The sequence below is a fragment of the Winogradskyella sp. 4-2091 genome (assembly GCF_045765065.1).
Classification (GTDB): Bacteria; Bacteroidota; Bacteroidia; order Flavobacteriales; family Flavobacteriaceae; genus Winogradskyella.
This window is the reverse complement of sequence record NZ_JBJKOD010000003.1, coordinates 244,508-268,863: the sequence shown is the minus strand read 5'-3', so window position 1 is coordinate 268,863 and position 24,356 is coordinate 244,508. Positions and strand designations below refer to the sequence as shown.

At 31.8% G+C, this 24,356-nt stretch carries 21 protein-coding genes; 7 read left to right on the top strand and 14 right to left on the bottom strand.

Annotated elements, in window-relative coordinates:
* Positions 1 to 41 precede the first annotated feature (41 nt).
* Entirely contained in the window at positions 42 to 1,475 is a 1,434-nt protein-coding gene (locus ACJBCC_RS05740; RefSeq protein ID WP_407556679.1) for a cellulose synthase family protein, read from the top strand.
* A gap of 185 nt (positions 1,476 to 1,660) precedes the next feature.
* Complete coding sequence (locus ACJBCC_RS05735; RefSeq protein WP_407556629.1) at positions 1,661 to 2,857, top strand: mannosyltransferase; 1,197 nt, start codon at positions 1,661 to 1,663, stop codon at positions 2,855 to 2,857.
* A 40-nt stretch (positions 2,858 to 2,897) separates the two neighbouring features.
* Here the strand turns inward: ACJBCC_RS05735 and ACJBCC_RS05730 are convergent, their stop codons facing one another.
* From ACJBCC_RS05730 to ACJBCC_RS05715, 4 genes are all read right to left on the bottom strand, one after another.
* Complete coding sequence (locus ACJBCC_RS05730; protein WP_299102120.1) at positions 2,898 to 3,224, bottom strand: hypothetical protein; 327 nt, start codon at positions 3,222 to 3,224, stop codon at positions 2,898 to 2,900.
* A 112-nt stretch (positions 3,225 to 3,336) separates the two neighbouring features.
* A complete protein-coding gene (locus tag ACJBCC_RS05725) occupies positions 3,337 to 4,314 on the bottom strand; it encodes a deoxyhypusine synthase family protein (protein WP_407556628.1) in 978 nt (325 codons plus the stop codon).
* Positions 4,304 to 5,245: an agmatinase gene (speB, locus tag ACJBCC_RS05720; protein ID WP_299102124.1), complete on the bottom strand. Its 942-nt coding sequence runs from the start codon at positions 5,243 to 5,245 to the stop codon at positions 4,304 to 4,306. The genes ACJBCC_RS05725 and speB overlap by 11 nt, the downstream gene beginning before the upstream one ends.
* Before the next feature lie 179 nt (positions 5,246 to 5,424).
* Complete coding sequence (locus tag ACJBCC_RS05715) at positions 5,425 to 6,894, bottom strand: arginine decarboxylase (RefSeq protein WP_407556627.1); 1,470 nt, start codon at positions 6,892 to 6,894, stop codon at positions 5,425 to 5,427.
* A 723-nt stretch (positions 6,895 to 7,617) separates the two neighbouring features.
* On the opposite strand from ACJBCC_RS05715, the gene ACJBCC_RS05710 reads away from it, so the two are divergent.
* The 5 genes from ACJBCC_RS05710 (at position 7,618) to ACJBCC_RS05690 (ending at position 11,017) form a co-directional block, all read left to right on the top strand.
* A complete protein-coding gene (locus tag ACJBCC_RS05710; RefSeq protein ID WP_299102129.1) occupies positions 7,618 to 7,881 on the top strand; it encodes a hypothetical protein in 264 nt (87 codons plus the stop codon).
* A gap of 135 nt (positions 7,882 to 8,016) precedes the next feature.
* Positions 8,017 to 8,520, top strand: coding sequence for a TlpA disulfide reductase family protein (locus ACJBCC_RS05705; RefSeq protein ID WP_299102132.1), 504 nt, complete (start codon positions 8,017 to 8,019; stop codon positions 8,518 to 8,520).
* 8 nt (positions 8,521 to 8,528) lie between these two features.
* On the top strand, positions 8,529 to 9,290 hold the full coding sequence (locus tag ACJBCC_RS05700; RefSeq protein WP_299102134.1) for a thioredoxin family protein: 762 nt from the start codon (positions 8,529 to 8,531) through the stop codon (positions 9,288 to 9,290).
* Positions 9,291 to 9,523: 233 nt separating this feature from the next.
* The gene (locus tag ACJBCC_RS05695; RefSeq protein WP_407556626.1) at positions 9,524 to 9,958 is read left to right on the top strand and encodes a carboxypeptidase-like regulatory domain-containing protein; all 435 of its coding nucleotides are present in this window, start codon (positions 9,524 to 9,526) and stop codon (positions 9,956 to 9,958) included.
* Between the two features lie 45 nt (positions 9,959 to 10,003).
* Positions 10,004 to 11,017, top strand: a complete 1,014-nt coding sequence (locus tag ACJBCC_RS05690; RefSeq protein ID WP_407556625.1) for a transglutaminase domain-containing protein — start codon at positions 10,004 to 10,006, stop codon at positions 11,015 to 11,017.
* Positions 11,018 to 11,020: 3 nt separating this feature from the next.
* On the opposite strand, the gene ACJBCC_RS05685 is transcribed toward ACJBCC_RS05690, so the two are convergent.
* From ACJBCC_RS05685 to ACJBCC_RS05640, 10 genes are all read right to left on the bottom strand, one after another.
* A complete protein-coding gene (locus ACJBCC_RS05685) occupies positions 11,021 to 11,863 on the bottom strand; it encodes a pseudouridine synthase (protein WP_407556624.1) in 843 nt (280 codons plus the stop codon).
* Positions 11,864 to 11,904: 41 nt separating this feature from the next.
* A complete protein-coding gene (locus ACJBCC_RS05680) occupies positions 11,905 to 12,852 on the bottom strand; it encodes a carbon-nitrogen hydrolase family protein (protein WP_407556623.1) in 948 nt (315 codons plus the stop codon).
* On the bottom strand, positions 12,853 to 13,755 hold the full coding sequence (locus ACJBCC_RS05675) for a geranylgeranylglycerol-phosphate geranylgeranyltransferase (RefSeq protein WP_407556622.1): 903 nt from the start codon (positions 13,753 to 13,755) through the stop codon (positions 12,853 to 12,855).
* 49 nt (positions 13,756 to 13,804) lie between these two features.
* Positions 13,805 to 14,734, bottom strand: a complete 930-nt coding sequence (locus ACJBCC_RS05670) for a mevalonate kinase (protein WP_299102141.1) — start codon at positions 14,732 to 14,734, stop codon at positions 13,805 to 13,807.
* Between the two features lie 34 nt (positions 14,735 to 14,768).
* A complete protein-coding gene (locus tag ACJBCC_RS05665) occupies positions 14,769 to 15,869 on the bottom strand; it encodes a diphosphomevalonate/mevalonate 3,5-bisphosphate decarboxylase family protein (RefSeq protein WP_299102142.1) in 1,101 nt (366 codons plus the stop codon).
* Positions 15,870 to 15,875: 6 nt separating this feature from the next.
* Positions 15,876 to 16,409, bottom strand: coding sequence for a DUF1697 domain-containing protein (locus ACJBCC_RS05660; protein ID WP_299102143.1), 534 nt, complete (start codon positions 16,407 to 16,409; stop codon positions 15,876 to 15,878).
* A complete protein-coding gene (locus ACJBCC_RS05655) occupies positions 16,409 to 17,623 on the bottom strand; it encodes an NAD(P)/FAD-dependent oxidoreductase (RefSeq protein ID WP_299102144.1) in 1,215 nt (404 codons plus the stop codon). The genes ACJBCC_RS05660 and ACJBCC_RS05655 overlap by 1 nt, the downstream gene beginning before the upstream one ends.
* A gap of 250 nt (positions 17,624 to 17,873) precedes the next feature.
* Positions 17,874 to 19,172 carry a DUF2254 domain-containing protein gene (locus tag ACJBCC_RS05650; protein ID WP_407556621.1) on the bottom strand — a complete coding sequence of 433 codons (1,299 nt, stop codon included), beginning with the start codon at positions 19,170 to 19,172 and terminating at the stop codon, positions 17,874 to 17,876.
* Between the two features lie 5 nt (positions 19,173 to 19,177).
* Positions 19,178 to 22,885: a metallophosphoesterase gene (locus tag ACJBCC_RS05645; RefSeq protein WP_299102146.1), complete on the bottom strand. Its 3,708-nt coding sequence runs from the start codon at positions 22,883 to 22,885 to the stop codon at positions 19,178 to 19,180.
* 230 nt (positions 22,886 to 23,115) lie between these two features.
* Positions 23,116 to 24,339, bottom strand: coding sequence for a bifunctional alpha/beta hydrolase/OsmC family protein (locus tag ACJBCC_RS05640; RefSeq protein ID WP_299102147.1), 1,224 nt, complete (start codon positions 24,337 to 24,339; stop codon positions 23,116 to 23,118).
* Positions 24,340 to 24,356 lie beyond the last annotated feature (17 nt).

Sequence of the window (24,356 nt, the reverse complement as noted above, 5' to 3'; positions counted from 1 at the left end):
CCATAATTGTAATATATACTATTGCCATAGTACTGATTTTCATGTATGCTTTGGCACAGTTAAATCTTCTATACAACTATCTTTCTTCAAAAAAGAGAAGAGATGATAGCGAAACTTTTGACTTTTCGAATACTGAAGAAATCCCAATTGTTACCATACAACTTCCTGTTTTTAATGAGATGTATGTTATGGAGCGTTTATTAGACAATATTGCACTTATAGAATATCCTAAAGATAAGTTAGAAATTCAGGTCTTAGATGATTCTACAGACGAAACTGTTGCGACCACAAAAGCACATATAGAGGAACTTGCAAAAACAGGTTTAGATATAAAACATATTACCAGAACAGACCGAAGTGGTTTTAAAGCTGGTGCTCTCAAAGAAGGTTTAGTTATAGCAAAAGGGGAATTTATTGCCATTTTTGATGCTGATTTTTTACCACAGCCCAATTGGTTAAAACGCACTGTGCCTTATTTTAAAAACGAAAAAATTGGTGTTGTGCAAACACGTTGGGGACACATTAATAGAAATTATTCCATACTTACAAAAATTCAAGCTTTTGCTTTAGATGCACATTTTACATTAGAGCAAGTTGGTAGAAACAGTAAAGGGCACTTTATTAATTTTAATGGTACGGCTGGTGTATGGCGTAAAGCATGTATTTTAGATGCTGGTAATTGGGAAGGTGATACACTTACCGAAGATTTAGATTTAAGCTACAGAGCGCAATTAAAAAATTGGGAATTTAAATATTTAGAAGATGTTGAAACTCCTGCAGAATTGCCTATTGTAATAAGTGCTGCACGTTCTCAACAATTCCGCTGGAACAAAGGTGGTGCAGAAAACTTTAGAAAAATGCTTTGGCGCGTTGTAAAATCTGACAATATTTCTGCCAAAACAAAAATTCATGGGTTACTTCACTTATTAAATAGCTCTATGTTTCTAAGCATATTTACAGTGGCTATTTTAAGTATACCAATGTTGTACATTAAAAATGAATACGCTCACCTTAGAAATTACTTCTATGTGATGAGTTTCTTTGTAATGAGTACCATCATTTTCTTTGTTTGCTATTGGTTTATGTACAAAAACATCTATGGTAGTGGGTTTAAAAAATTCTTTAGTTATATAGGTATGTTCTTTACATTCTTTTCAATAGCTATGGGCTTTTCACTTCACAACTCTATTGCCGTTATCGAAGGCCATATTGGTAAGAAAAGTGAATTTGTACGTACACCGAAATTCAATATTAAGAAGTTTAAAGACAACTGGAAAAACAATAAATACTTACGCAAAAAAGTATCGCCTCACGTAATAATTGAGGGATTCTTAATGCTTTATTTCGCCTTTGGAATGTATAGTGCTTTTATTGTTGGTGACCAAGGTGGTGATTTTGGATTGTTTCCTTTTCACTTAATGCTATTTATTGGTTTTGCTTATGTGTTTTTTAAATCACTGACCTCTAAAGTGTGATTGCGCTCTGGAAATATCACAAAATTCCTCTCCTATTTTCTGTTATAAGTAGTTTATTTTATTTGGCTTTCGCCTATGATTTGGTGCGTTCAAATTCCACAAAATTAATATTACTCTACGTTGCACTTTTTCTATTTGCTTATAAAATTATAAAGACCACTGGGTTTAATTTTAAGCTTTTAGTAATGTTCTCTATTGTATTTAGATTATTGTTTCTATTTGCTACTCCGAATTTATCACAAGATTTTTATCGATTTATTTGGGATGGCCGGATGGCTTTAGAAGGGTTTAACCCTTACTTATATACACCAGATTATATTATAAATCAAGCTGGAACAAAAATTAAATCAGCACAAGAGCTATATAATGGTATGGGAAGTTTAAGTGCGTCGCATTTTACAAATTATCCGCCAATTAATCAACTCTGTTTTGTAGTGGCAAACCTATTTCCTGGACAAAGTATTTTGAGCTCAGTTATCGGTTTAAGACTTATAATTATAGCAGCTGACATTGGCACCATATATTTGGGAAAAAAACTTTTAGAACGTTTAAAATTGCCTTCTTCTAATATCTTCTGGTACATTTTAAATCCATTCATTATCATAGAACTAACAGGTAATCTTCATTTTGAAGGTGTCATGATTTTCTTCCTTGTTTGGTCATTATACTTATTACACTTTGGCAAATGGAAATGGGCAGCTGTCGTATTAGCTTGTTCTATTTCAGTAAAATTAATTCCATTGATGTTGTTGCCTTTATTTTTTAATCATTTTAAAAGCTCCCAAGCCCACAACAAACCAACAACGTTTTTAGACACCATTAAACATCTAAATTTACCGCAATTAGTTGCTTTTTACACCATCGTTATCAGTACTATAATTCTGCTTTTTATTCCGTTTTTTTCAATGGAATTTGTAAATAATTATTCGAAAACCGTTGGATTATGGTTTGGAAATTTTGAGTTTAATGCTAGTATTTACTATCTCGCCAGAGCAATAGGATATGCTATTACTGGTTATAATGAAATTGCCATAATTGGTAAGATTTTACCCATTATTTCAATACTAATTATTTTAGGCTTTTCATTCTTTAAAGACAATAGTAATTTACAAAAACTGATAACCTCAATGTTATTAGTATTCACGTTGTATTTATTTTTAAGTACAACGGTTCATCCTTGGTATATTGCAACTTTGGTAATTTTAAGTGTGTTTACCAATTATAAATTTCCATTGGTTTGGTCTGTAGTAGTTATATTGAGTTATTTGGCTTACACAAACCCTACATTCTCTGAAAACTTATGGGTTATTGGTATTGAATATATCATAGTTTTCACATTATTTATTTGGGAAGTCACTACAAAAAAAAAGACTACTAGATAACCAGTAGCCTTTTATATCTTTCTAATTTAATCATTAAGATTTAACCAAAATCTTCATCTTCTGCTCCAGGTTCTAAATCTGGATCGACAACTGCATTTGGATCATCATCATCAAAGTCTTCATAATCATCTTCATCATAATTTTCCATAGTCTGCTCAAGCTTTGTACTTACTTTTACTAAATACTTAGTGTCTTCAGTAGTAACTTCAACAGCCTCTACAATTTCATTTTTTGCATTTTTAAACGAAATCACATTACCATCATCATAACCATGTGGATATTTCTCCACAAGAAGGGCTAAAATTTCTGGTGTTAATTTTTTAAAATCAACTATAACTCGTTTTAAATGTGCGTCTTTCGGTTTCATTTTCTGATAAAATTTCTAGTGCTAATTTTTTTTTAAATATAATACTTATTTGCTTACTCAAATAAAATGATAAACATCTTTTTTAAGTAATTACAAAATTTACAATCTCAACTTACATGCCCAAAATATAAGCAAAAACCAACGGAGCTACAATCGTTGCATCACTCTCTATGATGAATTTTGGCGTATTAATATCTAGTTTTCCCCAAGTTATTTTTTCGTTTGGTACTGCACCAGAATAAGAACCATAACTTGTTGTACTATCACTAATCTGACAAAAATAACTCCAGAATGGCGTATCTTTTCGCTCCATATCTTGGTATAACATTGGTACTACACAAATTGGAAAATCGCCTGCAATGCCACCTCCAATCTGAAAGAAACCAATACCATCTTGAGAATTATCTGTGTACCAATCTGCTAAAAACGTCATGTATTCTATACCAGATTTCATAGTGCTTGCTTTTAACTCGCCTTTAAGTACGTAGCTTGCAAAAATGTTTCCCATGGTGCTATCTTCCCAACCAGGACAAACGATAGGTAAGTTTTTTTCTGCAGCAGCATACATCCAAGAATCCTTTAAATCTATTTCGTAATGCTCTTCTAAAACACCAGATAATAATAATTTGTACATATACTCGTGTGGTAAATAGCGTTCGCCTTTAGCTTCAGCCTCTTTCCAAATTTTAACGATATGTTCTTGTATTCTTCTAAAAGCTTCTTCTTCTGGAATACAAGTATCTGTTACTCGGTTTAAGCCTTTCTCTAATAAATCCCACTCATCTTGAGGTGTTAAATCTCTATAATTTGGCACACGTTTGTAATGCGAATGTGCTACCAAATTCATGATATCTTCTTCTAAATTTGCACCTGTACAAGACACAATTTGCACTTTGTCTTTACGAATCATTTCTGCAAAAATCTTCCCTAATTCCGCAGTACTCATAGCACCAGCTAAAGACACTAACATCTTTGCTCCAGAATTTAATTGGTCTTCGTAACCTTTTGCTGCATCAACTAAAGCAGCCGCATTAAAATGTAAATAATACTTTTCAATGAATTTTGAAATTTCGCCTTTATTAGTAGTCATCTTCAGTTTGGAATTTTGATTTCTTCTTTCCTTGGTTATTTGCATCGTTAAAGTTACTCTCAAAAGTATCATCACTATCTTGGTTTTGAAACTTGTAGCTTAACATTTTGTAATAGAGTTTTGCTGCTAAGAAGTCGGATGATTTTTCATTTTCATTCGGACATAATTCAACCATATCAAAGCCAACTACATTCTTTTCTTCAAAGACTTGTTTTAAGAAATCTAACGTTTCGTAATACAATATTCCTCCTGGTTCTGGTGTGCCAGTGCTCGGCATAATTGAAGGGTCTAGTGCATCTAAATCGAATGTAATAAATACATTATCTGTCATTTGGTCTATGGCAGAATCCATCCAACTATCGTCTTCTGCCATCTCGTGCGCAAAGTAGGTTTTATCAGTGTCCATAACCGTTTTTTCAATACTATCCATGGAACGAATCCCAACTTGAATTAAATTGGTAGTTTGGCTCGCTTCATATACAGCGCATGCATGGTTACAGGTAGAACCTTCATAGCTTTCACGTAAATCTGCGTGAGCATCGATGTGTAAAACCGTTAAATCTGTGAACATTTCATTGAATGCTCTAATGGTACCAATTGAAATAGAATGTTCGCCACCAAAAACAGTGACAAATTTATTTTTTTTGATGTATTTTTTTGTTGCTAAATGAACCGCTTCTACCATAGATTCTGGCGACGCGTTTTCTGTTACCGCATCTGCTAAGAATACGCCTTGATGGTAAACTTCAGAATCTGTTTCAATATCATAAAGCTCCATATTTTCGGAAGCTTCTAAGAAAGCATCAGGACCTTTGTCTGCGCCTTTTTGCCACGTACTTGTACCATCATAAGGTACAGGAATTAGAACAATTTTAGCAGTTTCTAATTTTGCTAATTCTTCTGGTATACCTGCGTAAGTTTTTGTTTTCATGTTTACTTCCCGTGAAAACGGGAATCTTTTTAATTGTTATACTTTTCTAATACACTCCTAAGTGCTTCGCTCGGTAGCTTCAAAACAAAAAATATTTTGTTTCTCACTAATCCATAAGGGGACAATTTAACCGAGAGGCTTATTTTTTTTACTTTAAAATTTATCTTTTAAAAGTTATTTCAACTTAATCTATTTTCTAACAGTGAAGCAGTCTTAATTCTTGACTCTTCTATCTCTTTTTCCTCTTTAATCTCAGTTTCATACCCCAAAATACCGAGAAGATTTTCACTCTTTTGTTGCTCTGCGAATACATGAGTACTTAGATTTCCTTCTGCATCTTTCTGAATTAAAACATGCTTTGGTGTTGGAATTAAACAATGCTGTAAACCGCCAAAACCTCCAATAGTTTCTTGGTAAGCTCCTGTATTAAAAAAGCCAATGTATAAGGGTTTGTCTTTATTATACTTTGGTAAATAAATGGCATTAACGTGTTGTTCACTGTTGTAATAATCATCGCTATCGCAAGTTAAACCACCTAAAAGTACACGTTCGTAACTATCATTCCAACGGTTAATTGGTAACATCACGAAACGTTTGTTAATTGCCCAAGTATCTGGTAATGTTGTGATGAAAGATGAGTTAATCATGTTCCATTTTTCACGATCGTTCTGTTGCTTCTGATACAGTATTTTATAAATAGCACCTCCACTTTCGCCTACTGTGAAACTGCCAAACTCGGTAAAAATGTTAGGTACATCAACTCCTTCCTCATCACAGACCAATTTAATTTGATTTACAATTTCGTCTACCATATAAGCGTAATCAAAATCGAAAGCCAAAGAATTTTTAATAGGAAAACCTCCTCCAATATTTAAGCTATTTAAAGATGGACAAATCTTTTTTAGAGCTGTATAAACCTTTAAACACTTTGTTAATTCGTTCCAGTAGTACGCATTATCTCTAATCCCTGTATTAATAAAAAAGTGTAACATTTTTAGCTCTACTTTTTCATTATCTTGAATTTGAGATTTGTAAAAAGGCACAATATTTTTATAGCCAATTCCTAATCGTGATGTATAGAACTCAAACTTTGGTTCTTCTTCTGAAGCAATCCTAATACCAACTTGAAATTTACATTTAATTTCTTCAGATAATAAATCAATTTCTTCATAATTATCAATTATAGGAATACAGTTTTTGTGACCATCATTGATAAGCTCAGCAATATTAGTGATGTACTTTTCGCGTTTAAAACCGTTACTTAGCACATAGGTTTTATCAGTTATTTTACCCTCTTTTTTAAGCGCACGTACTATATCAATATCAAAAGCAGAAGAGGTTTCAATATGAATATCATTAGTCAACGCTTCATCTAAAACGTGTTTAAAATGTGAACTTTTAGTACAATAGCAATAATTGTATTTGCCTTTATAATTGTGTTTTTCAAACGCATCAGCAAACCAGGTTTTTGCACGCTGAATGTTATTAGAAATTTGAGGTAAATAGGTAAACTTTAAAGGTGCTCCATGTTCTTCAACCAATTTCATTAGGTCAATATTATGGAAGCGTAATGTTTTGTCCTCAAGGGTAAATTCGTCTTGTGGAAAGTGAAAGGATTGATCAATGAGATCAATGTATTTATTGTTCATGATGTTATTCTGGTAAAATTCCCAACGCATGGGACTTAAGTATGTAAAATAAAAAAAATATGTGTAAACTCTGTTAAGGCTACGTTATATCATACTTGAATCTGGTTATGTGTAGTAGGTACAAAACCATAAACATGCTGACTAGCAGCAATTGCAGTAGCGGAAGTTAGCTCTAAAATTCGGTTACTTAACCTGTAAGCTGCTCTTGAATATGACTTCTTAATTATCAAGAACCCGAACATATAAACATGTTTCAATTGTTTAGCTTAAAATGGCTTTTAAAATCTTAAATAGATAATACCAATTTTCGGCACAAATCTATATTATTTATCAATATGAATAACATTTTTTGTTTTTTTTCTAACCGTTATAAACATATGAAAACCAAAAATTTAACTAAAACTATGAGAATCAACAACGTTAAAGCCTATAACAAATTACAGAAAATGAATCTAATAGCACAGGGAATCCGTAATGCTCATAATACCCATAATTTTTTTTATTGAAACCAGATTCTTTATATCTTCAGATAAAATTCTACGCATATAAAATTCCTACAAGCAATCTTTAAAAGTCCAATAGGAATTTACAATTGTTTTTTATTTCTTACCTTAGCACCTAATATCATTGTGAACTAATCACTTTTTCAAGATATAATTCATCCCAAAGAATTTAAAAAAGAATGTTAGTGCTTCCTACGACAGAACGTTAAAAACAAAACTCATGAGTAATTTAGCCAGCATTAAATCTGAAATAGAAAAATATGCTAATCAATCTAATCTAACCGAAACACAAATCGTTGAAAGGTTAGAGAAACACTACTTCAATAAAAAGGTAAACGATAATTTAAAGCTATATAAAAAAGGCAAAAAGAAAGTGAGTGATATAACCAAAGACTTAAAAATTTCGCCAAGAAAATTCTACGCGATTTTAGCAAAAAAGAATATCGTTCATAAAAAATATAATAAAGATTCAAAAAACGCATAACTGCACCACCTTTACTGAATCTCAAATAGAAAAATTTTATTCAATTCCACCGTTTTTCTATAAAAAGGAAAAAATCTCAGGCTTAATTAAACCTTTTGTTACTAATAAAGTCTAATGAGAAACTATTCTCATTTGATGAAAATAAAATTTCAAAGACTATCTTTTCTAGTTTTTTTTATTTGTTTAATAACGAGTTGTAATGCACCTAAAAAAACGGAGATTTCCGAGGTTAAGGTCTATAACTTTGATCAATTAGAACCACAACTCTATACTGAAAGTAGCAATGTAACCATTGTGAACTTTTGGGCTATGTGGTGTGCTCCTTGTGTAAAAGAATTACCTTATTTACAACAATATGCGAATGAAAATACGGATGTAGAATTGTTATTAGTAAGTTTAGATTTCCCAAAAGACATTGACACACAACTCAAACCTTTTTTAATAGAAAATAACATTTCTGCAAATGTTGTTTTACTAGACGATCCTGACTCTAATACTTGGATTGACAAAATAGACCCTAATTGGTCTGGCTCAATTCCTTTTACCATAATCTATAATAATGAAAAGCGTTTATTTTATGAACGCGCTTTCGAAAATATTAACGACTTAGAGAATGAAATTTATCAAAACTTTAATTAATAATTAGAATGAAAAAAATAAGTGTATTAATAGCTGCTGTTGTCTTATCTACAACTGCATTAGTTTCTTGTAAAGACAAGGCTAGCAACTCTGAAGAAACAATAACTGAAAACCAAAAACATGATCCAAATGGGCATCCACCTAAAGGGCATCCACCTAAAGGCAAAGGAGATCGAAAAGGACCTCCTCCAGGTGGTGGACATGGACCAGAGCAAACTAAAACTTTAGAAGAGATTGGTGGCTATAAAATTGGAGATGTTGCTACCGATTTCAGCCTCAAAAACGTAGATGGCGAAATGGTGTCTTTAGCTAGTATAGAAAATGCCAAAGGTTATATCGTAACCTTTACTTGTAATGAATGTCCGTTTGCTAAACTTTACGAAGACCGTTTAATAAAATTACATAACGAATATGCACCTAAAGGCTATTCTGTTATTGCTATTAATCCTAACAGCCCTGAAAACGAAAAAGAAGGTTATGCTGCAATGCAAACACGTGCTAAAGACAAAGGGTTTACATTTGCATATTTAGTTGATGAAGGTCAGAAAATATATCCTCAATATGGTGCTGTAAGAACACCTCATGTGTTTTTATTAGATAACGAAAGAAAAGTACAATACATTGGATCTATTGATGACAACGCTAAATCATCAGAAAATGTAAAGGTAAAATATGTTGAAGATGCAATAGCTGCATTAGAAAAAGGTGAAAAGCCAAGTCCTAATCTTACAAAAGCAATTGGCTGCCCAATTAAAGCAAGCACAATGTAATATAGAAAAATTATAAATTGATTGATTGATAGCAAAGTACTCGAGTTTTAAATGTAACGAGAGTACTTTTTTTTATTAAAATTTGAAATAGAACTTGGCTAATTTTAATATTACTTTAAAAGCTTCACTGACCAAAAACACTACTTTACTAATTCATTGGTTGCTGTTACTCAAAACTATTATTAACTTGTAAGCATAACATCTAGATTTGAAGGAAACAAAACACAGATATTATGAAACAACATGTTAGATTACCTCAAAAAAATCATTTGACTACTTTTAGTTTTATTGGCCTTTTGCTACTTACTTATTTTATAAGTAATCCTATTTTCGGGCAAACAGAAAACGAAAACAAGGCAACATCAATTACAAAGGAACGCATTATTAAAGGCATCGTTAGCGACGAAACAGATGTACTACTTGGTGTAAACATTGTGCAAGAAGGCACAGTCAATGGCACAACAACCAACGAAAAAGGCGAATTTACATTTCCTAAAAAATTGAATGTAGGCGATGTTTTGCTTTTTAGTTACATAGGTTATGAAACTCAAAAAGTAGTAATAAAAGAAGATACATCGTTTATTACATTAAAGTTGACTTTAGACGCTGTAACTATGATTGGCACATTAGATACTGGTAAACCGTACAAATCTAAACGTAAGGATTAATTACAAAACCCATAAACATCTTTAATTTAATTTTAGATTCATTATTTGAAAACGATAATAAAAATCTTGCTCTTCATTACTGCAAATCATTCTTTTGCGCAAATCTCTGATTTTAATCACATAGATTTTAAAAAAGCAGATAGCATAGCTTTGTCTTACACTAATGAAGGGCTTTATAATTTACCAAAATTAGCTTTTCAATTGACAAACGATTTAGATACAGATGCGGAAAAATTCAGATCTATTTATTTTTGGGTTTGTCATAATATTTCTAATAATTATAGTCTATATCTAAGAAATAAACACCAACGTCATCGTCTTAAAAATGATAGCATAAAGCTTAAAAACTGGAATGATAACTTCAAAAAAAAGCTTTTCAAAAAATTACTAAAACATAATACAACAATTTGCACAGGTTACGCTTATTTAGTGCGAGAACTCGCCAATCTTGCCAATATAAAATGCAACATTATTCAAGGATATGGTAGAGTAAGCACAACAAATATTGAAACATTAGACTTACCAAATCATTCTTGGAATGCGGTAAAACTAAATGATAAATGGTATTTATGCGATCCTACTTGGGCTAGTGGTATTCCTAATCCCAAGACAAATAGTTTTAGCTTTCAATATAACAATGGTTTCTTTTTAGCTGAACCAAAACTGTTTGCAGTAAATCATTTTCCGGTTGATGAAAAATGGTCGCTTATAGAAGATAACGCAGCTACCTTTAAAGAATTTTTAGCTGCACCAATTATTTATGGCAAAGCTTATGAAAGATTAGATAATCATATCCTTCCTAAACAAATGCACCAAACTATTAAACGCTTTGAAAATGTAAGGTTTGAATATCAACTAAAAAAACAGATTCAACCAAAGGCTGTTGTATTTAAAATTGATAATGGCACAAGTATTGAAAAAATCGAACCTATGAATATTTCCGTTCAAAATTCAACCTTAAAAATAGAACACCAATTCACAAAAAAGGGCTTTTATGATGTTCACTTATATCTAGAAGACCATTTAATTGCAACGTATACTTTTAAAGTAAAAAGCTGAATATTAAAGCATTTTTAAAGTATTCACTTCTTGCTCAGTTAAATGTTTCCAGTGACCACGAGGAATATCTTTTTTGGTTAAGTGACCAATTGCTACACAATCAATTTTTACGAGGTCGTAATTAAAATGATCAAAAATAGTACGAAGAATAGTGTTACCAGTATTTTTAATCTTTATACCTACTTGGTTTTTAGATTCGCCTTGTATATAACTAATCTCTTCTACTGCAACGAGTTTCCCTTCAACTTTAAATCCTTCTTGTATCTTTTTTAAGTCTTCAAATTTTAAGTTCTTATCTAACTCAACTTGAAACAATCGTGCTACACCATTTTTGGAGTTGGTAAATTTTTGTACCACTTTATCATCGTTGGTAAACAGCAATAACCCTAAAGAATTTCTACCTAACCGACCTATTGGCTTTATATTTGCACTAGTTGCATTTGCAACCAAATCCATTACAGTTCTTCCTTTTCCTTCTGCTGTTGTTGTCGCAAATCCTTTTGGCTTATTTAATAACACATACACTTTTGCTTCTGGTGTAATACGTTGTCCATCAAACTTAACCTCATCAGAACGCTTAACCTTATAACCCATTTCAGTGACAATTTTACCATTAACAGTCACTAAACCAATAGCAATATTTTCATCTGCTTCTCTACGAGAACACATACCAGAATTAGCTATGTACTTATTCAGACGGATTTCATCTGAATTAGATGCTTGCTTCGCAGGTTTCGGTTTCTTTTTAAAAGGAGCATTTCCTCTAGTAAAACTTTTGTTTTTACTATTAGCATTTCCTCTTCCTGAAGTTTTCCCTTTTTCCTTGCTATCTTGATTTCTGCTCATGTTGTAATTTTTCGCAAAGGTATAACAATAGTTGATATTAACTACTTAATTTCTACAGTTGTTTGTCGTTCTGTGTTTACGGTTAGTTTAGTAATATCTGGTCGAGAATAATGACCAACCGGATCAAAATTTTGACGTTCTTCTAAAGCACGATTAAAATCTATAGTTTGAATAATTAAACCTTCTTTGTGTAAAACAGGTTCTATAATCCATTCGCCATCTGGTCCTGCAATACAACTTCCTCCATTTGCTAAATTTTCTGGTGCATTTTTTAGTATGGCATCTAAGTGTGGTGTGTTTTCAGGAAAATCTGTTTTTGACATTAAACTCGATACAGAAACCACAAAAGAGCGTGATTCTTTAGCAATAAAACGCGTAATCTCTTTTGTATTATGATCACTACCTGGCCAAACTGCAATATGTAAATTTTCTCCTTGGCCATATAATGCAGTCCTTGGCAACGGCATCCAATTTTCCCAACAATTAAGTCCGCCAACGGTAAAATCTTTGAGAGCATGCACTTTTAAACCATTACCATCACCTGGTGCCCAAGTTAAACGTTCGTCATAAGTTGGTTGTAATTTTCTATGTACAGACTTGATATCACCTATTTCATTTATATAAACTAAAGAGGCATAAATACTATGACCACCACGATCTATAGGTCGTTCTATTATACCCAAATAAATTGCTATTTTATTAGATTTAGCAAGGTTACAAACCGCATCTAATTCTCCTTTTTCTATGCTAATAGCGTTTTTAACGTAATGTGCATGTAATTCTTTGTTTACTTTTTTATCCCACTCTGCACCACCTGTTAACGCTAACCAAAATGGATAACCTGGTAATAACGCTTCTCCAAAAACAATTAATTCACAATTTTCTTTTGAAGCTTCAACTATTGAACTTTCAATTTTGCGTAATGTAGCTTCTTTGTCTAACCAAACAGGCGCTATTTGAGCCATTGCAATTTTTAAAGTATGATTCATTTATAAACGGTTTAAAACAACTGAAACATCAATTAACAAAATAGATAAAACACCAGCTACGATAATAAATTTTAAGATATTATGAAGTATAAGGTAATGAGTCTTCTTATTTGATTTTAGTAAAATTATGAGATAAATAAGCAATAGTATGATACTAAGATAAAAGTAATAATACATATGACCTATCTTAAAAAATAGTATTAATAAGATCGCAGAAATTATTGTAGAAACGCCAACTACGGTTAACATGAGTTTAGACACTTTTTCTCCGTATACCACTGGAACCGTTCTATAGTTTAGAGCCAAATCACCTTTTATATTTTCTAAATCTTTAGTGAGTTCTCTCATAGAAATGAGCAAAAACAAAAAGATACCATGCGCAAAAACTACTTTTTCAAAATTTTGATAATATATAAAAATAACGAAGAATGGCGTAACCGTTAATATAGCAGAAACCATATTCCCTATAATAGGTTGCTTTTTTAAGCGATGTGAATAAAACCAAATTGCAAAAATATAGAACGCAAAAAATAATACGGCTTTAAACGACACGTAGCTTGCAAAAACAACAGCTAAAAAGTTAAGTGTAAAATAAAAAGATAGCTTGGTATTTTGACTTACCAATCGATCTAACATTGTTTTTCTAGGTTTGTTAATTAAATCCTTCTCCGAATCGTAGAAATTATTAATAATATAACCTGAAGCAATAGTAGCCGTTGATGCTAATACAAGCATAAGCAAATTAACATCTAATAAAACAGATTTTAAGGGTTTGTGATGTGCAAAAATATAAACCGAAGCCAGATATTGAGCAACAACAATAACAAGAATATTATAGCCTCTTACTACAGAAAACAAACTAAAAAATTTAAGAAGAATGTGTTTCTGCCGTCTTGATAACATGGCTTATATATTGGTAAACTGCTAAACTAAATTCAAAAAAGGACCTTGATTAAAAATTATAAACTACTTCTAGCTTTTGTCCTTTTAAAGCTTCTTTTGCTTTTTCAATATTCTCTGTAAAGCCTAAGATATAGCCTCCACCACCAGAACCACAAAGTTTTAAATAATAGTCGTTGGTTTCAATTCCCTTTTTCCAAAGTTCATGAAATTGTGAAGGAATCATTGGTTTGAAGTTATTTAATACAACTTTAGATAGTTGTTTAGTATTATGAAATAATGACTTTATATCACCTTTTAAGAAATCATCTACACAAGCATCTGTGTGCTTTATAAATTGGTCTTTAAGCATACTACGGAAACCTTCATTCTTCATGTTTTCCATAAAAATACTTACCATTGGCGCAGTTTCACCAACAATACCACTATCTAATAAAAATACGGCACCTTTACCATCGGTTTGTTGCGATGGAATACCTGTAGCTTCTATATTATCTTTAGAATTAATTAAGATTGGAAGGCTTAAATAACTATTTAAAGGATCTAATCCAGACGATTTTCCGTGGAAAAAAGATTCCATTTCAGAAAAAATCATTTTTAATTTTAGCAATTTTTCTCGAGTAAGATTTTCTAAAACTGTAATCTTATCTGACGCATATTTATCATAAATCGCAGCCACTAGTGCACCGCTACTACCTACACCATAACCTTGTGGAATGGAAGAATCAAAATACATACCTTTATTTACATCACTCTGCAAAGTAGTAATATCAAAAGACACTAATTCTTTATCTAAATCCTTTAAATATGCAACATAGCGCACTAAACTCTCATTAGATTTCACAGCTTCCTCAGTAGGATTTTTATCTACCTTAAGTGCTCCATTATAGAAATTATAAGGTATTGATAAGCCTTTAGAATCTTTTATAATTCCATATTCTCCGAATAATAGAATTTTTGAATAAAATAGTGGTCCTTTCATGATTTGAGAGCAATTACTTTAACAAATATACGTATTATAATTGTATTTGGTTTGCGCCTTGTCCGATTTGGTCACAAATGTATTGACCGTTTTGGCAATAGCTAACCAATTCATTCTTAATAAATTCTAGCACATTTTCCTTTTCATTTTCAGGATAAAGCACATGAACATTTGCACCAGCATCTAGCGTAAAACAAACTTTAGATTCTGTTTTTTCTCTGTAAGCCCAAATTTTATTTATTACTTCTAAAGTATTAGGTTTCATTAAAATAAAATAAGGCATGCTTGTCATCATCATAGCATGCAATGTAAGTGCTTCACTTTCTACAATTTTAATAAACTCATTTAAATCACCTGAAGCCAAAATGGTTTTCAATTTCGCCAAATTATCATGCGCTTGGGCAAAACGCTCTTTTGCAAAAGGATGACCATACATTAACTGATGACCAACTGTGCTACTCACTTGTTTTTCACCTTTATCTACCAGTAAAATAGCATCTTGATAATTACTAAAATTGGAATGTACATCACCTTCAAACTTTACACCATATAAATCTGAACTTTGAGTAAAAGTTTCATTTTCTCCCCAAACTACAATTTCTCCTTCAATACTGCGGCATGCGCTACCTGATCCTAATCTAGCCAAAAATGAGGCTTTTTGGTTGAAATAAGATTTGTTATCTATTTTAGAATTGCCATCATCAGTTTTTAGCTCTTTTTCAATACTCATTAAACACAACGCAATTGCGCTCATGCCAGAAGCGGAAGAAGCAATACCTGAACTGTGTGGAAATGTATTTGTGGTTTCAATCTTGAAGTGATACTCCTTTAAAAAAGGCATATAGACTTCAATACGCTCAAAAAATGTTTTAATTTTAGGCTTGAAGGCTTCATTCTTCTCTCCTTCAAAATAAACATCAAAACTAAAACCGTCTTCGTTCTTTTTAGAATACGTTATTTCGGTTATGGTTTTACAATCCGAAAGTGTAAAGCTAATCGAAGGGTTTTCTGGAATTTGATGCTTCTTTTTTCCCCAATATTTAACCAAAGCGATATTACTTGGAGAAGCCCATTTTACGGAACCGTTTTCTATTTTAGAATTATAAGTTTTAAGAATAAAGTCTTGTTCAGTCATTGCTTACTATATATCCGACAAAGATAAGAGTTTTAGCATTGTTTTATAATTTCTTGCTGTTGCAATGACATTTAATTTTTTCTCAAAATAATTTAAATTGAATTTTGAACGACCATAGCCGTTAGCACAAAACAAATAAATACAATCATTGAATATCACATACTCGTCATTTGGGTATGTTTTTTCTGAAGCATTTTCCACCACAAGAGCCTCTGGAATTTCGTTAAGTATTACAAAATAACTATCTGTCTTCTTCGAATCTAAAAATGGACAATTATTATAGATTAATAAAAGTTCTGCTCTAGTTTTTATTATTACTAGAACTTGAAAATCAAAATGTTTTAAAATGACTTTTTGAATTGTGTCTTCTAAAATATTACTGCTTCTTTCTAAAGATTGAAAAATAACGTTACCACTTTGTATATATGTCTTTACGTTTTGCAGGCCAGAATTCGTTAATAATTCTCTTAACTCTGCCATTGGCACTTTTTTGTGTCCACCAACATTAATTCCTCTTAACAGTGCGATATAAGTATGCATTATTTGTTAATAGATTGTGACACAATATAAGCGCCTGTCCATGCATTCTGAAAATTAAAACCACCTGTTACCGCATCTACATTTATTACTTCACCTGCAAAATAAAGATTAGGAATTCGTTTACTCTCAAAGGTTTTAAAATTAACATCTTTTAAATCTACACCTCCAGCTGTTACAAATTCTTCTTTAAATGTGCTTTTTCCTGTCACTTCAAAAATTGCTTTGGTTAATTGTGATGCTAAATTTTCTAATTGCTGTTTATTAATATCTGCCCAACGTTCGTTTTCACTAATATTAGAGGCTAAAACCAATTGTTTCCAAAGTCGCTTTGGTATATTGAATTGCGTATAATTGATTAATGTTTTCTTAGCAAATTCTTGTTTGTAATTTTTAAGCTCAGTTAAACAACTATCAAAATCTAAACTGATAAAATTCACTTCAATCTTAAAATTATAATTTCGTTTTGCTAATTCCACTGCACCAAAAGCAGACAATTTTAAAATAGCTGGCGCACTCATACCAACATGCGTAATGAGCAATGGTCCATTAGATTCTAAATCGGTTCCTACGACTTTTATTTCAGTGTTTTTGGCAACAACACCAGGAATATCTTTGATACGTTTATCCTTAATATCAAATGTAAATAGTGATGGCACTGGTTGAATAATTGTATGTCCTAAATCTGCTAGTAGATTCCATATTTTAGGATTACTTCCTGTGGCAATGACGAGTTTATTACAATCTATTGCGTTATGATTTGTTTCAATAGAAAAATTGGTTTCATTGGCTTTTATCGCTTTCACTGAATAATTATAAAGCACCTCAACGTTATGTTTTTGTGCTTCAGAAAGGAAACAATCTATAATCGTTTGAGATGAATTTGAAACCGGAAACATTCTACCATCTTCTTCAATTTTTAATTCTACACCTCGTTCTTCAAACCAAGCGATAGTATCACCAGTCATAAAACTATGAAAAGGTCCTAAAAGTTCTTTTTCTCCTCTTGGATAATTGCGTACCAATTCTGATGGAGTAAATTCCGCATGTGTTACATTACAGCGACCTCCTCCAGAGATTTTTACTTTTTGTAAACCTTCCTTTCCACGTTCTAAAATTGCAACGGATAGTTCTGGGTGTTGCTGCGCAATATTAATAGCGGCGAAAAAGCCTGCTGCTCCTCCTCCTATGATAATTATGTCTCTATGTGAATTCAAATAGCAATTTTAAGAAGTTGTGAGTTAATAATCTTTTCATTTTAAATGAGGAAAATTACCTTAATTAAAAACATAAAATTACGATGATATACATCAAGAGACTAATATTTCCTTTACTAATTATAGCAATATATAAGTCGCCTCTTTAACTATCTTCTCTATGGAGCTCCATAAACTACAGCTTAACTATTGATACTGATGATGGAAAACTCTTCTTTGACATAAACATGATAAACAATGGAGAAAAAAGTTAGAATAAATTTTTCTTAATAGCTTCAAATTGTTGCGTAACATGCTCTAAATCTGAAGTATTTTTAAGACTCCGAGAAGCATCTTCATATAAATTATTGGTTTCTTTCCTTAAGAGTTCTTTATAATATTCTACAACCGAATTTTGACTACTTAGTAACAACTTAAACATTAATAATAGCTTTTGTACAATTATAACATCACCCTTTCCATATGTTCTAAAGGCGACCATGACATTGTAAAGTAAATCTTCAAAATTTATTGTGTTTATTAATATTAGTGGTTTTTCATCGTCATCTAAACAATAAGCACAATCCTTCTTTTTTAATCGAATAAGAAATAATTCTGTAATATAATCTATGGCGTTTAAAGCAGTACCTGGATCATTTATACCTGGTGACATTGCCTTTACTGCAATTTCTGTAAGCTGTTTAAATGCTAACACATAATTATCTGCAACACGCTCACCTTTTGAATAAAGAAAGTTAGATAATATGTCGTCTTTCTGAGTGTCACTGATATCATTATTATACTTTAAAATTGGCATTTCACTTAGTACATATGTACCTTTAGCTGGAATGATTTCGAATTGCAAATTATGTTCTTTTGCAATTTGAGCCATTGCATTTATGGATATGTTCTGAAGATAACCAGACTTTTTTGACCTTAAAGTATTCCAATTCTCTGAATCAGGAAATTCTATCACACTTTCACTTTGACTATCAATTAAATCTACCAATCTATTTTTAGCCGTAGTAAAAATTCTGCTCATTATATTATTTACCTGAATTTCTTGAGAAATAGAATGTATAAAATATATGAAAGCGCCTAAACATACTGTCATGAAAAAAATAGAAATTAGAACCGAAAAACCAGGCAACTGATACTCCTGTCTTACAGGCTCTATACCTACTAACGTAAAAATGCAGTATAATAATGAAGCATTATAAATACCTAAGATAATTTGATGTCGCCTATTAGATATTAAACCTGGCAAAACTCTAGGAGAAAAGTTGCTTGATGCTCGATTTAACAAAATCATTACCATAGAGAAACTAAATACCATGATTGAGATTAGCCCAGCAACAAAGGTTGTTAATAAGCTACGTGCAGTATCTGTATCATTAACAACTAAAATAGGCGCGTGTTTAGAAAGCATCTTTGATATGCCATGACTTTCTAAATAAAACATAAAAAATGCAAAAACAATACCTGCTATACTTATAATCGTGGGATAGAATGCAATTTTAGCTTCAAGTTGATATATAAACTTAAATGATTTGCGTAGAAAACTTATCATAAATTTTAAAAATTTAAATTAAATTCAAATAAGAATCTTAAGCCTTCCACACTGTTAAACAAATTAAATGTTCCCGAGAGGCTTTCTGCTGCAGTAATCCAAAAACCACCACCATAATCATTATGCCATTTATCTGAATTTTCATTTTTAAGCCATACTCTACCAACATCAAACCCGCCAAAAACACCAATTTTCAATGGAAGTGTATTTGTTTTAAATTGGTTAAAACTATAACGTAAATCAGTACTACCAACTAATGAGTTTCTTCCGGTAAAACGTTCATTTCTAAACCCTCGTAGTCCATTTCGCCCGCCAATATTTGCAGCTTGATAAAAGATTAAGTCATCTCCAATTCTAAATTGAGTCCTTAAATCTGTTTTTAATACTAATTTTCTATTTTGTGAAAGCGCATTATAAAAACCTAAATTAGAGTTAATATAACCATAAGTATTTTCTGTTTCTGCAAACTCTGTTTTAACGCCTAAATTGAGTAAAAAGGTCATTCCTCTTGTTGGGTTAAGTCGTTCGTCAAAACTATTATATGTGTACTCTCCTTCTATTGCTCCAAATACTCTTCTGTCATAAAATCCATCATTAGTTGCATCACTAAACTCAGAAATGAATCTATCTGAAGACTCATCAATTTCTATAGCTTCAAAAACAGTTCTAAAACCATAATTGCTACCAAAATTACCTTTCTTTAGAATTCCAGCTTTGAGCATATAAATACTTGTTCTTACTCTATTGTAATCTAAATCGAGGTCGTCATCTAAATTGATTGTTTCATTTCCATAACCAAAGAAATTATTTGTGAAATTATCTGAAGTAAATTGCCCTCCAATGTGTAAGTTCCAATCGTCCTTTATGTTGGCAAATTCTCCATCATAATTTAAAGAGAAGCCTTGCGTCGCAAAATAATAACCACCTTTAAATCGATGTTGATGCGAAAATGGATTACGTTGAAAGCCTTTCTTAGTCTTAATAAACTGAACTCCCACTAACATTCCATCATCTGGATTAAAACCAATTGCAGGTGTTATCACACTATTAGTAACTATATTTTTTTTAAAATCGAATAAATTTAAATTATAGACATCTGTTAACCTTACTACTCCTCTATTATTGACTTTTATAGTATTTGGTTTGCTTTTGTGATCATACACCTTTATTCGTCTGCCACTATTTATAATATAGGTATCATTTTGTTGACCGCCAATAAGTCTAGTGAAAATTAAATTATTTGCTTTTCCATTAACTTCAAATATGTCTTTATCGTCTAAACCATAAATCCAGATCTCCTTAGTTGTATCTTTATTAAAAGTTTTATCTACAAGCACTTCACTCTTTTCACCATCTATAATTCTATAAATTTTTACATTGGTTTCATTATCTCTTAATCTAGTGACTTCTATATAGTCATCCTTATCAGTACCTGTTAAAATCACTAACTCATTGAGATATGTATAATAGCGCTCAGCAATATCTATAAGATGAGCTCGTCTTCCCTTTAGTTTAACTTTAATATCTTCTAAAGTTTCATCTTGTACTTCTTTTGGTACTTTTAAAAACGCCTTATCAATGATTTCATCAGTAATATTCTCCTGAATAAATTTGGCATGTTCAAGCCATTTCTCTTTGGTAGATTTCTGAACCAAAATACGATCTAGCTTAACTCCTGCTGCGTTCATCCATTCAATATCTTTTAGCTCTGCATCATAGACTTGCAATTGCTTTGTAGAACCAGATATAACTTTCATAACATCTAATAACGCTCCATCGAAGTTAGAAAACACTTGATCTCTATCTCTTGGAATTGGCCTATATAGTTTATCACCATTTTCTTGATCAAATTGTGCCCATCGCCATTGATCTTGATGTCTATCCCAATCGCCAATTAACATATCAAAAAGTCGTGCTCTTACATAAGAATTTTCATCAATTTTATATTTCTCATCCTCTCTAATTTTCGCAATGATATCATGAGTGCTTTCAATGTCATCAGCGTAACCAAAGTTTCTTTCATCAGTATAATTTTCTTCTGGACGCTCTTCAATCATATAAAGTTCATCACCATACTCATCATTAAACTTTCCTAAGTTTTTATGTTTTGGAATGTAATATATCTTTGGATTTGTATGGTAAACCTGAGCAGCGTCAGATAAGTCTGGAACTACTTTAAATGCATATGGATGTGCTGCTGTATAAAAATCTTGAATTAGATCTTCTACTGCGGTTTTCTCAAACTCATCTTCTATATGAGTATTTTTAAAAACAACAGTTTGTAAATATTGTGTAGCACTTTTTCGTAACGCCCTCATATTTAGCTCCCTTCCATCCTTGGTTTTTAAGCGTAACGATTTTGTTTGGTGACCACCACCTGCTCGCACAACCTCTAAACCACCATATAATGTATCTAGTGTAGCCACCTTAGCTTTTATCTTTGTACCATAAATATCTCTATAATGACTTCCCCAAACCGACTCAAAAAACCCAGTTTTATCAGTTTCCTCAGCAGTATAAATAGATGTTTCAATTTCTTGTGGAAAAGTATCAGGCAAAACAGATACGTCATACGTTTTTGTAGGCTCAAATATCATTTTGGTAAATAACTTTTTAGCCTTACCGTTTTCTTCACCGAAAAATGAAACCCAACTGCTACCATCTTCATAAATGGTTAATTCTGCAAACCCTTGTTTTCCGTAAGAAAACAATCCATTATTATTAAGATTAGCATAAGATTCTTTAGCTCCAGATCCTGAGACAATTTGTTTTACATTTTCATTTTCTATATACTGTAAGGTATGTTCATGGCCTGAAACAAAAACAAGGTTCTTAGTATCAAAAGTTAACGTTTCAATTCGCTTCATTAATTTATTATAACGCTCATTGTAACGGTCTTGAATAGAAACGCCACCTTGAGTTCTTATCTGTGTAGCCAATGAGGCTAATATTGGTAACGGTATTTTTTTCTGGCCAGGAAAAAGGTGTTTAGAAAAAGCATACTGGCCACCATGCACACCATTTGTATACATTGGGTGATGCATCGCAAAGACAATTGTTTTGCCTTGAGCTTTTTTAAGTTCCCCTTCTAATTCTTCAAAAAAGCGTTCTCTAGTCTTTATTTCACACTCATCGTTAATAGTTGGATGATCATTCCAATTTTCTAAATACCATTGCGTATCAATGACTATTAACTGTACAGTTTCACTAACATCAATACTCTCTAAAGGACATCCATTCTCTGGTTGAAACGTATTTTTACCGATAGCATCTTCAATATACTTTTCTTCTCTCTTAACTCCTTTAACTCCATCTGCGTACCAATCATGATTGCCAGGAATAAAAAGAACTTCGCCATCAAACCCTTTGATTGATAATATTTGGCCATCTAATGCATTTTCTGCTTCAGCCCTTCCTTTTTTATCTTTCTTTGGTAAACCCGCTGGATAAATATTATCTCCTAAAAAAATCACAAAGTCCCCTTTAGTACTTTTATTTTTAGTGTAATTGTTAAAAGCTGTAAGACCTTTAGACATTCCGCCTTTAGGAGATTTCCCTGCATCTCCAATTAGATAGAATACCTTATCTACCTTTTTATTAGGCAAAACACCAGATTTATCATCTTCACTTTTATACAAGGCCTTTTCTGTTGCGCAAGCGCTTAATATAATTGACGATAGTATAATAATTGTTTTCTTGATAAAATTTCTCATGTGTATATTTATAATGTAAAGGTATATTAGATTAGTTAATGGATTTAATAACAATCTTAAAATATTAATCCATTTACGCACATTAGCGCGTAGAATTTATAAAATAGTAATTACCATTAGAAAAACAACAAAAATTGAATTGGTTATACCGCATCTTTAAAAAAATTACGACATAAACAACCAAAGTCTAATACTATCAATTCTGACTGTTATCTTTTATAAATAATTCTCTAATCTTGAAGTAATTGCGTTTCAAAGATTAATTCACTCGCTATAGTTTTATGTACAGGACAACGCGACGATATTTCTTTTAATCGCTCTCTTTGATCAGAATCTAAGTTACCAATAAACTTAAGCTTTTTACTGATATGATCTAAGTATTTTGGCTTATCAACTTCTAATTTTAGGTCATCACTGTGCTTTCTAGAATGCGAAACGTAAACATAAACCTCCTTTAAATCCCAATGTTTTCGCTCTGCATACATTTTTAGTGTCATTACAGTACAAGCTGCTAAGGCGGCATTGAGATACTCGTAAGGAGAAGGACCAAAATCATTACCACCAATACTTATGGGTTCATCTGCAATTAAAGCATGGTTTTTAGTTTGAATAGTTGTTGTAAAGTTATCTTCTACAATGTTGAGATGACCGACCAATTGTTCGCCTTCTGTACTAATCATTTTATTTTCTTCTTTAGGAAAATAACGTTTTGCCCAAGTCCCAATCATTTCACCAGCATATTGGCTATCAATTACATCTGTTAATAAATGATCTGCATTATCTAAAGTAATGAAGCTTTTAGGATGTAAGGCCGTTTTATACAACTTCTCAGCGTTTTCTACACCAACAATTTTATCAAAAGGCGAATGCATTATTAATAATGGCTTACGAAGATTTTTTACAACTTCTGGTAAATCTATTTTATCAAATTCTTTAACGAAATCATTATTTATCACAAATGGTCGCCCACCAATATTTACCTCTACATCATTGGTTGCGTTATTATCATCTATTTGATGAGAGAACAAATGTTTAACATGATCTACTGTTGCTGGTGCACCAATTGTTGCTACTGCTTTAACATCTGCAATTCTTGAAGCCGCTACAAGTACAGCTGCACCTCCTAAAGAATGCCCAACTAATAAACTTGGTGCTGTATAAGCTTGCGATATATATGCATGAACATCTATTAAATCTTCTACATTAGCAGAAAAATGGCTATCTGCAAATTTGCCTTCACTTTTGCCTAAACCTGTAAAATCAAATCTTATGACTCCAAAACCTTGTTGTGTCAGTGTTCTACTCACATTCCTAGCTGCATTGAGATTACTACTACATGTAAAACAATGCGCAAAAATGGCAAAGTAATTTGGCTTTTGATTTGCAGGCAACTCTAGATGAGCACTTAAAATATCTCCTTTTCTATTTTCAATTTTTAATTTTGTGTTTTTCATAATATACGCGATTCATC